The sequence below is a fragment of the Shumkonia mesophila genome, from assembly GCF_026163695.1.
Taxonomy (GTDB): domain Bacteria; phylum Pseudomonadota; class Alphaproteobacteria; order Rhodospirillales; family Shumkoniaceae; genus Shumkonia; species Shumkonia mesophila.
Genome location: NZ_JAOTID010000006.1, coordinates 279,727 through 291,273 on the forward strand (window position 1 = coordinate 279,727; position 11,547 = coordinate 291,273).

Sequence of the window (11,547 nt, forward strand, 5' to 3'; positions counted from 1 at the left end):
ATGCGCAAGGGCGGCAGCTACATCGTCAGGGAGATCGGCGAGATCGAGCCCGCCGGGGCGCCCGCTCCGGCGGCGCCGGAAGGCGGGGCGGAGGGGCGCGAGGCCCCGGCCGCCGACAAGGAAACGGCGGCGCCCAAGCCCGGTTCCGGGCCGGGGCGCAAGCGGAAGGAGAAGTAGACGATGTCGCTCAAGTGGCGCAAGAAGGCGGTTCTCCTCAAGATGGAGACCGAATACGGGGTCGACCCGGTGCCGACCGGGCTGGCCAACGCCATCCAGGCCCTCGACGTCGAGCTGACGCCGCTGCAGGCCGAGGCGCTCCGGCGCGGCATCCTGAAGCCCTTCCTGGGCCAGACGCCGGCGACGCTGGTCGGCGTTCACTCGCGGCTCAGCTTCGGCATCGAGTTCGCCGGGTCCGGCACCGCCGGCACGCCGCCTGCCTACGGCCCCATCCTGCGCGCCTGCGGCATGGCCGAGACCGCCTTCACCGGCAACGCCACCATCCAGACGTCGCCGCCCACCGGCATCGACACGCCGGTCGGCACCTTCACCTACGCCAAGGGCGACCCCTTCGCCGCGCACCTGGCGCGCACCGTCACGCTGACCTGCACGACGCCCGGCGGCTCCGGCGTCGCCGCCTTCACGGTGTCGGCGCCGGCGGTCGGCAACCTAGCCGCCGTCAACACCGCCGGCGTGGTGATGACCGACGCCGCGCCCTTCGCGCTCGCCAACGGCGCCACCATCGTGCCGACCGTCGGCACGGCGTTCGAGGCCGGCGACATCTACACCATCGCGCTGACCCCGCCGAGGGTCGAATACGACCCGGTCAGCGAGGGTGAGGAATCGGCCTCCTGCTACGTCAACCTCGACGGCATCCTGCACAAGATGACCGGGGTGCGGGGCAACGTGCGGGCGGCGGTTTCGAGCAACGCCTTCCCGCGCCTCAACGTCGAGCTGATCGGCCTCTTCACCGATCCGGCGGCCGTCGCCCTGCCGACGGTGGACTATTCCGGCTTCAAGGACCCGAAGCCGTCGAACCGCACCAACACCATCGCCTTCTCGCTGCACGGCTTTGCCGCCGACCTGGCGACGCTCGAACTCGACCTCGGCCAGGCGGTGCGCTACCGCGGCCTGGTCAACACCGAGAAGATCGCGCTGGACGACCGCGCCGGCACCGGCCGCTGCGTCATCGATGCCCCGCCGATCGGCACCAAGGACTTCTTCGCCATCGCCAAGGACGGCACGCAGGGCGCGCTCAGCTGGACGCACGGCCTGACCTCCGGGCACTGCGTGGCGATCGACGCGCCGGCCGTGCAGATCGAGGCGCCGGCCTACAACAACGACAGCGGCACCGCGCAGCTCACCATGCCGCTGGCGCTGGTCCCCACCGACGCCGGCGACGACGAGCTGAAGATCACTGTGAAGTGACGGGCTCCTCGGGCATTTGCCCTTAGGAGCCCGCCACCCCCCGACTTGATCGGGGGGGCCAGACCGAAATGAAGAAAGAGGAGCCCCCATGTTCATCCTGAAAACCGAGCACACCTTCTCCTGGCCGGTGCGCGCCGCCGTCCCGGTCGACGGCGGCCAGTTCGCCGAGGCCACTTTCGACTGCACGTTCAAGGCGCTGCCCCAGGCGCGCCTGGAGGCGCTGGTCAAGGGCGAGATCTCGGAGACCGAGTTCCTGCGCGAGGCGGCGGTGGGGCCGTGGACGGGCGTCGAGAGCCCGGCCGGCGGCGACCTGCCGTTCTCGGAGGCCGCCCGCGACCAGGTGATCGCCATCCCCTACATGCGCCTGGCGATGATCCGCGCCTATCGCGAGGCGATGAGCGGCGAGGCCGTCAGAAAAAACTGAGGGAGGTGGCGCGCCGCTGGGCCGCCGGCGGCGCCGCCGGCGCCGACGAGGCGGCCGAGGACCTGTCCGCGTTCGGAGCGCCACCGGAGATCCGCGAACGATGCGAAGCGAACGATCCATCCGAGGAAATCATCGGCGTCCTGCCCGAGGGAATGGACGCCGCGATGCTGTTCATGGCGCTGGCCACCCAGTGGACGTTCGCCGGCATGGACGGCCAGCCGACCGGCCTGGTTTACGCCTCCATCGAGCCGACGGCGCGGATGGGGGGGATCGCATTGACGCCGGCAGTCTTCGCCGGCCTGCGGATCATGGAAGCCGCGGCCATTGCCGCCTGGCGCGAGCGGAGGGCTGAATGACCGAACTCACGCTGGCGGTACGGTTGACGGCGGACGGCGACGGCCTGGTCGGCGCCGTGAAGGTCTCGCGCGAGGAGCTGGAGAAGCTGGGGCGGACGGCCAGCGACGCCAACAGGAGCGGCGCCAAGGCGGCCGACGAGCACGGCCGGTCCATGAAGGGCGTGCGCGACCAGGTCCGCGAGACCAGTCCGGCGATGGCCGAGATGACCGGCCAGGTGAAGCGCCTGGTCGCCGCCTGGCTCAGCTTCGAGACGGTCAAGTTCGTCATCGCCGGCGTGGTGCGCGAGACCACCAACGCGGAAAAGATCAGCGCCCGGCTCGACGCCGTGCTGAAGGCCACCGGCCAGAGCGCCGGCTACACCCGCGAGCAGCTGGACCGGCTGGCCGACGCCATGGCCCGCACGACGCTGTTCGACGACGACACCGCGCGGCAGGGCATCGCCGTGATGTCCACGTTCAGGTCGGTCCAAGGCGAGGCCTTCCGCGAGGCCATCGAGCTGTCGGCCGACCTGGCGGCGCTGATGGGCGGCGACCTGCAGTCGGCCATCCTGCAGGTTGGCAAGGCTTTGGAGGAGCCGGTCGAGGGAATCACCGCGCTGAGAAGGTCCGGGATCTCGTTCTCGCAAAGCCAGCGCGAGATGATCCGCTCGCTGGCGGAAACCGGGCGCGTCGCCGAGGCCCAGCGGATCGTTCTCGACGGCCTGCGCAACCAGATCGGCGGCGTCGCCGGCGCCCAGAACAACGGGATGGTCGGCGCCATCACCGACATGACCAAGGCGTGGGACGATTTCCTGGAAGCGCTGGGCCGGACGCCCGTCGTCCAGAAGCAGTTCAGCAACTGGACCATGTGGCTCGGCGAACTGCGCAGCCTCCTGGAGACCGGCAGCTTTCCGCCCGACGAGTGGTACGAGAACGGCGGCCGGACGGCCCCGCCGTCCATCGGCGACCCTAACGCGACGCCGACGCCCGCCGAACTGAACGAGGCGCAACGGACGGCGCTACGCAATCTCGAACAGCAGACGGCTCTCATCGGCCGCTCGGCGCTGGCCGAGGAGCAGATGAAGGCCCTCAAGTCGGCCGGCTTCCGCCCCACGGTCGGCGCCGGCGGCGACGTGACGGTCGAGGACTTCGAGAAGATCCCCGGCGTCTTCCAGGACGCCGTCGGCGAGATCAAGCGCATGGTCGCCGAACTCAACGCCGACGCCTTCGGCCAGCGGGCGGGGGCGCTCCAGCGTGGCATCGACACGGCGGACGATCTGCGCATCTCGCGCGCCCTGGGGCCGGAGGCGCAGGCCGAAAGGCGCGGCATCCGCCAGGGCATCGACGTGGCGGCCGAGGCGCGCATCGTCGACCCCGAGCAGATCAGCCAGCTGGGGAAGCTGTTCGCCGCCCAGGAGAAGGCCAACCGCGAGCTGGCCCTGACCGAGCAGCTCTACGACGATCTGCGCGGGCCTCAGGAGGCGTACGCCGAGCGGCTGCGGATCATCGAGCTGGAGTACGGCAGCGGGGGCATCACCGCCGCGGAGATGGGCCGGGCGACCCGGGCGGCCTATCTCGACATGCTGGATGCCAGCGAGGAGTGGCAGGACGGGGTGACGCGCGGCATCCTGAAAGTCGCCGACGAGGCCGGCGACATGGCCCAGAACTTCGAGGACCTGACGGTCGGGTCCCTGCGCAAGGGCGAGGACGCCTGGGTCAACTGGGCCAAGACCGGCCGGCTCGCGACCAGCGACCTGTTCGATTTCATCGGCGAGGAAGCCCTGCGCCTGGCCTATCGGATGGCCATCGTCAAGCCCTTCCTCGAACCGCTCGCCGATGCCTTCGGCGGGTGGCTGCGTGGGCTGGGCGGCAACTCGATGTCCGGCGCCGGCGGCACCAGCGACGGCCTCTATGTCAACTCCAACGTCGGCCACGAGGGCGGCCAGATCGGCGGGCCGAACGCCTTCCGGCCCCGCGCCGTGCCGGCGTCGCTGTTCGAGGGCGCTCCCAGGATGCACGGCGGCGGCCAGCTCGGCGCCGACGAGGTGCCGTTCATCGGCAAGAAGGGTGAGGTGGTCGGCTGGCCGTCGCAGATGCGCGAGGCCTTCGGCGGCGGCGCCATGAAGATCGAGCTGATCAACCAGGGCGGCACGGCGATGAAGGCGACCGACGCCCAGGAATCGCGAGGCCCGAACGGCGAGCGGGTGCTGCGCGTGTGGCTGCGCGAGGAGATGCAGCGGGGGCTCAACGAGGGCCAGTACGACGGAGCCATGCGGTCCAATTTCGGGGTCGGGCGGGCGCCGGCGGTGCGGAGGGGCTGAGCAATGGTCAATCCGGTCTATCCAGCCGAGCTGCCGCCGTTCGTCGAGCTGGAAGGTTTCGAGGAGACGCTGCCCTTCCCGGTGAAGCGCACCCCGATGGACAGCGGGCCGGTCAAGCAGCGCCGCGAGTTCACGGCCGCCGAGACGCCGATGCAGTTCACCACCGACATCATGACGACGGCGCAGGGCGTCATCTTCGAGGCCTGGTACATCGAGACGCTGAAGCAGGGGTCGCTGGAATGGGACTGGGTCCATCCGCGCACCCAGCAGGCCGTGACCTTCCGCTTCACCGCCGGTCCGAAGGCGATGCCCTTGAAGGGCGGCCGGGTGCAATACCGCCTCGCCCTCGAAATCATGCCGTAGGGGCGCCGCCATGCCGACACCCCAGGGCATCGCCGCCGCCAACGCCCAGTCCACCGGGGAAGCCTGGCTGGTGCTGGCCGAGATCAACCACGCCAGCTTCGCGGCGCCGATCCGCATCGCCAGGAACAAGCAGAACGTTCCCCACCAGGGCCAGACCTACATCCGGCACGCCTTCGACGTCGGGCTGCCCGACGAGACGTCGGAGCGCCTGGCGGTGGGGCGGATCGAGATGGACGACGTCGGCGAGTTCGAGGTGCCGGAGACCGGCGAGACGCGGACAATCGGCGATTTCGTCAAGGCGATTCCGGTCGGCGAGAACGTGACGGTGACCATCACCATCGTGCTGGCCAGCGATCCCGAGCTGATCGAGATGGGGCCGATGGAGTTCACCCTGCGCAACGTCAAGGGCAACGGGCTCACCCTCAGCGGCGACCTGCACTTCGAGGACCTGATGAACGAACCCTACCCTTGCGATTCGCTGCCGGTGTAGGGAGGCGGCAATGGCGCGACCCCGGCTTTCCCCCCTCAATCGCCCGCCGGTCTGGGCCGACGCCTACGTCGGCCTGCCGTGGGACGACAAGGGGCGGACCCGCGAGGGCCTCGACTGCTGGGGCCTTTACCGGCTGATCAAGGCCGAACGCTTCGGCGTCGTCCATCCGCTTTACGAGGGCGTGGTGTGGACGCCGTGCGAGACGCGGGCCGGCCAGGCCGAGGCCAACCGGGACCTCGCCGCCTACATGGAGGGCGAGCGGCTGAAGGGCTGGACGACGGTGTGGGAGGCGCTGGGCGCGCCGCCCGACGAGCCGCTGGGCGGGAAGCTGGCGCTGGCCGGCGACCTGGTGTGGATTCGCAACGTCGGGGCGGCGATCCACGTCGGCCTGGTGGCGGCGCCGGGCTGGATGCTGCACGTCGAGGAGGGCATTGATTCGGTGTGCGTGCCCTACGACGGGGCGGATTTCGAGAGGCGGGTGAGAGGGTTCTACCGCTGGACGGGAGGCGACAGATGAGCGGTCAGCGTCTGCGCACAAGTTTCAACGACCGGCCAGACATCGTCGGCCCATGGCGTGGTGCCGATAACCGTCTTCATAGACCGAAACTCCGCTCGGCTCCTTGTCGGAGAGCCATCCTGGTGGATGGTCATCTCCCACACGGGATTGCGCATGGTGCCTATCGGTCCGCTGACCTCGCTTGTGTATGTGAGCACCGCCCTTCCGCCGCTCTCGAAGACGGCGCTGGAAACGGTATAGCGCCGCGCCGTCTCATAGACGATGCAGGCAGCCATATCTTTGTAGCCGGCGCCGAAGGCACCGGAGCGGATTGGTTCCGATTGGCGAATCTCGTCGAGGGACGTGCATGCACTGATCGCAGTGATGGCAAAAAGAAGCGGCAGGGTGCGCATCGATGAGCCTCCCGGTTCAAATCGGCAAAAAGCATATCACCGCCGCGCCGGCCACGTCCATCGCCGCCGGCCTGCGGGTCGTGGCGTCGCCGAATCCCTTCTCGGACCGGGTGACCGACGTCGAACTGCCGGCCGGGCCGACGATCGAGGAATTGATCCGCTTGGCGGGAGCCGACCGCGCGCTGCTGGCCCATGCCCACGTGTACATCGTGGACCGGGCGATGACGCGGGAAGCCGTCTATATCCCGCGCGAGCTGTGGCGGGTGGTGCGCCCGAAGCCGGGGATGCACCTGTCCATCCGCGTCGTGGCGAGCCCCGAGGGAGGTGGTGGTGGCGGCGGTAAAAATCCTCTGCGCACCATTCTGACGATCGCGGTGATCGTCGCCGCGTTCTACGTCGGAGGCCTGACGGCCCTGCAATTTGGTGGGTTCACGTTGCCCGGCACCGCGACGACACTATATGTGGGCCAAATCCTCGGGGCCGTCGCGGTTACCCTTGTCGGCAACGCGATTGTCAACGCCGTGGCGCCGATCCAGCCGGCCAAGCTCTCGGAGGTTGCCGGCCTCAACTCGACGACGTCGCCCACGCTCTCCATCACCGGATCGCAGAACCGCATCCAGGCCGGGGCACCGGTCACAACGGTGATCGGCGAGGCCAGGCTGTTCCCGATGATGCGCATCGACGCCCCGCCCTATACCGAGGCCCAGGGTGCCGACCAGTACCTGCGCCAGATGTTCGACCTCGGCTATGGGCCGCTGGAGATGGGCGAGGAGCGGATCGGCACGGTGCCGCTGGCGCAGTACGAGGGGGTCGAGAGCGACTTCAGGCCCGGCACAGACGACGATACGCCGCCGACGCTCTACACCAACACCATCCGCCAGGACGGCTATTCGGTGCGCCTGACGGCCGGCGTGCCGCGCACCCTGGTCAGCCGCATCGACGCCGACGAGGTGACGGGCGACCTGTCGTTTCAGGGGCTGACCGCGTTCGACACGGCCGGCAACCCGGGCGGCCGCACCGTCGAGGTGAAGATCGAATACCGCGCCTCGGAATCCGGCGACCCGCTGACGCTTGCCGGCGTCGAGGCGGTCAGCGCGGCGACGACGTCGCTGCACACCCATCCGTTCCGCATCGTCATGCCGGCGCGCGGCCGCTACGACGTCGTCTTCACCCGCCTGACGGCGGACAACACCTCGACGCAGATCAGGGACGACTGCATCGTCTCGGCCCTGCGCACGGTCACCTACAGCCCGCCGGCGATCCCGAAGGGGCGGTCGGTCAAGACGCTGCGCATCCGGGCCACCAACCAGCTCAACGGCATCGTCCAGAGCTACAACTGCGTTCCCCGCCGGCTGTTTCCCGTGTGGGACGGCGAGGCCTGGTCTGAGCCCGTCTTCACCCGCAACCCGGCGTGGGTGGCGCTCGGCCTCCTGCGGCTCGGCCGGCGGGGCAACGCCAAGCCGCAGCCCGATTCCAGGATCGACCTGGCGACCTGGCTGGCCTTCGCCCAGCGCAACGACGTGCTGGACCAGAACGGCGAGCCGATGTTCCGGGTTTCCGGCGTCATCGACACGCGGGGCACGGTGACCGAGGTGGTCAACCTGATCCTGGCCACCGCGCGGGCCTGGCTCGACCGCACCGACGGCAAGCTGTCGGTCGGCTGGGACCGGCCGCAGGAGACGGCGGCCCAGATGTTCACGTCCCGCAACTCCTGGGGCTTCGATTACCAGCGCAACTTCATCGACCTGCCGCACGCCCTGCGCGGCACCTTCATCAACCCGGAAAAGGACTGGCAGCAGGACGAGGTGGTGATCTACCGCGACGGCTTCGACGCCACCACCGCCACCGAGATCGAGACCATCGAGTATTTCCTGGTCGATCGCGCCAGCCAGGTGTGGCGCGACCTCAAGTACCGCTGGGCCGAGGCCCTGCTGCGGCCGGCCAAGTATTTCCTCAACGCCGACATGGAGCACCTGCAATGCCGGCGCGGCAGCAAGGTCAGGGTCGCCAACCGCCTGATGCGCTGGGGCCTCGGCGAGGGGCGCATCAAGGCGCTGGAGATCGACGGGGGCGGCAACGTGACGGCCCTGACGCTCGACGAAACGCTGCTCGTCGAGACCGGCCGGAGCTACGCGCTGCGCGTCCGGCGGGCCGATAGCACGCAAATCATGGCTCACGTCGTCACCCCGGGGGCGAGCGTCGAGACCAGGACGCTGAGCCTGTCGCCCGCGATCGCGGCGGCCGAGGCGCCCGAGACGGGCGACCTGGTCGAGTTCGGGGCGGCCGGCGGGCTGGAGACGGTGTCGCTGATCGTGCGCTCGATCGCCCGCCTCGACGACCTCGACGCCCGCCTGGAGCTGGTCGACGAGGCCCCGGCCGTGCATACCGCCGACCAGGGGACGCTGCCCGTCTTCAGCGCCCAGCAGACCTTCGCCGGCCGCCTGGCCTTGGCCGAGCCGCCGCAGCCGACCATCCTCGACATCGTGTCCGACGAGCGGGCCATGGTGCCCAGCCCGGGCGGCGGCTGGGTGCAGGGGATCGAGGTCCTGCTGGCCCCGCAGTCGGGCATCGCCGTCGACGTCGGATCGATCGAGGGCAGGTTCCGCCGCAAGGGATCGGCCGAGCCGTGGTCGCGGGCCACCGCCCCGGCCTTCGCCAGCAGAATCCGCCTGGCGCCGGTCGAGGAGGGCGTGGAATACGAGTTCACCCTGATTGCGACATCCGCCGCCCGCCCCGGCGTGGTATCGCCGGCGACCTATGTGGGCAGCCACCTGGTGATGGGCCGCATGGCCATCCCCGCCAGGCCGGCGACGGTGACGCTGAACGGCGGCATCCTCGATGCCCCGGGTTACCAGGCGCCGATCGACTTCCTGGGCTTCAAGGTCTCCTACAAGCTGGGCGACGACCGGGTGGCGGGCGGCGCCGCCAGCGCCCATCCGGCCGTACCCACCGTGACGCTGCCCTTCGACGTGTCGCGCCTGCCGGCCGGCACCGTGACGCTGTTCATCGTCGCCGTCGACAGCTCGTTCAACGAGAGCGAGCCGGCCATCGTGGTCAAGGACATCGCCGGTCCGGGGGTCGACAACATCGTCGAGGCGGTCGATTTCCGGGCGCTCGGCTGGCCGGGAACCCTGAGCGGCGGCGAAGCCGATGCCGGCGACCTGGCCGCGCTGAACCTCGCCCCGTTCATCTCGGCCGACGATGCCCAGCCCCTGGTGCCCGGAGTCGACTCGGCGGCCTATATCCCGGCCGACGAAGCCGGCAGCTTCACCCCCCTCGTCTACGTCGCCTCCTTCGAGGCGTCGTCGGCCTGGGTTCCCGCCCGCCTGACCCTGGAGCGCGACATCGAGGGCCTGGCCACCATCGAGGTGCGCACCGACGGCGACGACGGTTTCGTGCCGGCCGACGACGGCCTGCCCTTCATCTCCGGGGATGACGAGGCGCCCTTCGTTCCCGACCTCGGCGCCTGGCGGCCGTGGCCGGGCTCCATGGACCTCGCCGCGCAGTCCTACCAGTTTCGCGCCTCGGTCGCCGGCGGGCCCGCCCGGGGCCGCATCCGCGGGCTGGCGGCGGTGGCCGACGTCATCGACGTCGAGGAGCACTTCCTCAATTTCGCGGTGGCGGCCGGCGGCACCCGCCTGCCGCTGGCCAAAAGCTATCGCCACGGCGTCGTCGACGTCGGCCTGACGCTGCTGGGCGACGGCGGCGCCGCCGTGTCGGCCCGGGCCGTCATCGACGGCCTGGCGCCGGGGCCGCTGATCGAGTGCACGAGCATCGCCGGCGCCCTGATCGCCGGCCACGTCAACGCCCATCCGAAGGGCTACTGAGGAGATTCCAAATGGTCGCTTTTCCCGCCAAGAACGATTTTTTCCCGGAAGGCGCCGGCAACACCGGCCCGGTGCGGGCCGGCCAGCGTGGCTTCTACGACGCCGTCCGCCAGATGCCGGGGGCCAACGCTTCCGCCGCGCTGACCATCGCGGCCGGCGCGGTGACGCCGACCCGCTACCTTCACACCATCGACACCGAGGGGGCGGCGGCCGCCGATGATCTCACCAATATCCTGCAGGACAACCTGCCGGAAGGCGCGCTCATCTCGATCGGCAGCGTCGACGGCGCCCGCGTGCCGACCGTCAAGCACTCCGCCGGCGGCGCCGGCCAGATCCTGCTGGCCGACGGCACGGACTTCCTGCTCCTCCATCCCTCCATGCGCCTGGTCTTGCGGCGCGACGGCACGACGTGGGTCGAGGAGGCGCGCGCCTACGGCAGCCAGAAGGCGGCGGCGCGCACCCACCTCGACGTCGACCAGGCGACCAACAGCCTGACCGCCGAGGCTGCGGCCGACGACGCCGATCTGGTGGCGGTCTACGACAGCAGCGCCGGGGCCATGCGCAAGATGACGCGCGCCAACCTGCTGGCCAGCCTCTCCGGCAACGACCAGACGGCCCGCGACATGGCCATCCTGAATGCCTTCGACATCTCCGAGTTGATGGGCCGCTCGGCGCTGTCGCTGGGCGCGGCGGTGGTCGACGCCTTCGAGGACCAGACGGGGATCGACGCCGCCGCTTCGACGGGCGAACTCTTCGACGCCGCGGCCGGCACCTACGGCACCGTCGCCGACGTCACGCAAACCGACAATCGGGCGCGCACCAGCACCCTCTATGGGGCGGGCCGCGAGTTCGTCGATCTGTTCCAGGCGGCGACGAACGACGCCGTGATCCAGTCGATCTCGGTCTACACGACCGTCGCCTTCGCCGGGCAGGTCGCCGTCTACCGGGACAACGGCGCCGGCAACTACACCGTCATGGCCGAACAGGCGGCCGTCCATGCCGGGGCGGGGTGGCAGACGTTCACCCTGTCGTCGCCTTATACCGTGCCTTCGTCCGGCACCTATTACGTCGGCTGCTACCGGCCGGCCGCCACCTTCGAAGTGGTGACGGGCGGCGGCGCGGGGTGGCAGGCGGCCGTTGGCGTCGGCGCTTCCTTCACCAAGGACATCAACGACACCGTGCCGTGCGCGTTCGTCGAGACGGCCACGTCGGCGGCCATGACCCTCGTTTCTGAGGCCATCACCGCCGCCGCCGCGCCGGCGTCCGCGCGCGTTACGCTGGACCACGAGGACGTCGCCGGGACGGCCGTGCTCAACACCGACGTCATCGTCTCGGCCAGCCGCGACGACGGCACGACGTACACGGCGGCCGTGCTCACCGTGCTGCGCGACGCCGGGTCCGGCCGCAAGGTCTACGTCGCCGATATCGACCTCTCGGGCCAGCCGAGCGGCAC

At 70.1% G+C, this 11,547-nt stretch carries 11 protein-coding genes; 10 read left to right on the top strand and 1 reads right to left on the bottom strand.

The features are described 5' to 3' along the window. From ODR01_RS12750 to ODR01_RS12785, 8 genes are all read left to right on the top strand, one after another. Complete coding sequence (locus ODR01_RS12750) at positions 1-177, top strand: hypothetical protein (RefSeq protein WP_316978048.1); 177 nt, start codon at positions 1-3, stop codon at positions 175-177. 3 nt (positions 178-180) lie between these two features. Beyond that, on the top strand, positions 181-1,425 hold the full coding sequence (locus ODR01_RS12755) for a hypothetical protein (RefSeq protein WP_316978049.1): 1,245 nt from the start codon (positions 181-183) through the stop codon (positions 1,423-1,425). Between the two features lie 88 nt (positions 1,426-1,513). Then, positions 1,514-1,849 carry a hypothetical protein gene (locus ODR01_RS12760; protein ID WP_316978050.1) on the top strand — a complete coding sequence of 112 codons (336 nt, stop codon included), beginning with the start codon at positions 1,514-1,516 and terminating at the stop codon, positions 1,847-1,849. A gap of 5 nt (positions 1,850-1,854) precedes the next feature. Continuing rightward, positions 1,855-2,205: a DUF1799 domain-containing protein gene (locus ODR01_RS12765; RefSeq protein ID WP_316978051.1), complete on the top strand. Its 351-nt coding sequence runs from the start codon at positions 1,855-1,857 to the stop codon at positions 2,203-2,205. Next, positions 2,202-4,505, top strand: a complete 2,304-nt coding sequence (locus ODR01_RS12770) for a phage tail tape measure C-terminal domain-containing protein (RefSeq protein ID WP_316978052.1) — start codon at positions 2,202-2,204, stop codon at positions 4,503-4,505. Before ODR01_RS12765 ends, ODR01_RS12770 begins: the two co-directional genes overlap by 4 nt. Positions 4,506-4,508: 3 nt before the next feature. Next, positions 4,509-4,868, top strand: coding sequence for a hypothetical protein (locus tag ODR01_RS12775; protein ID WP_316978053.1), 360 nt, complete (start codon positions 4,509-4,511; stop codon positions 4,866-4,868). Positions 4,869-4,878: 10 nt separating this feature from the next. Continuing rightward, positions 4,879-5,358, top strand: a complete 480-nt coding sequence (locus tag ODR01_RS12780) for a DUF1833 family protein (protein ID WP_316978054.1) — start codon at positions 4,879-4,881, stop codon at positions 5,356-5,358. A gap of 10 nt (positions 5,359-5,368) precedes the next feature. After that, complete coding sequence (locus tag ODR01_RS12785) at positions 5,369-5,875, top strand: NlpC/P60 family protein (protein ID WP_316978055.1); 507 nt, start codon at positions 5,369-5,371, stop codon at positions 5,873-5,875. On the opposite strand, the gene ODR01_RS12790 is transcribed toward ODR01_RS12785, so the two are convergent. Then, on the bottom strand, positions 5,848-6,267 hold the full coding sequence (locus ODR01_RS12790; protein ID WP_316978056.1) for a hypothetical protein: 420 nt from the start codon (positions 6,265-6,267) through the stop codon (positions 5,848-5,850). The genes ODR01_RS12785 and ODR01_RS12790 overlap by 28 nt on opposite strands. A gap of 2 nt (positions 6,268-6,269) precedes the next feature. Here ODR01_RS12790 and gpJ point away from each other — a divergent pair, with 2 nt between their 5' ends. Together gpJ and ODR01_RS12800 are read left to right on the top strand one after the other, a co-directional pair. Beyond that, positions 6,270-10,094, top strand: coding sequence for a TipJ family phage tail tip protein (gpJ, locus tag ODR01_RS12795; RefSeq protein WP_316978057.1), 3,825 nt, complete (start codon positions 6,270-6,272; stop codon positions 10,092-10,094). An 11-nt stretch (positions 10,095-10,105) separates the two neighbouring features. Further along, positions 10,106-11,547 (top strand): hypothetical protein (locus ODR01_RS12800; RefSeq protein WP_316978058.1); only part of this gene is annotated, 1,442 nt, incomplete at its 3' end.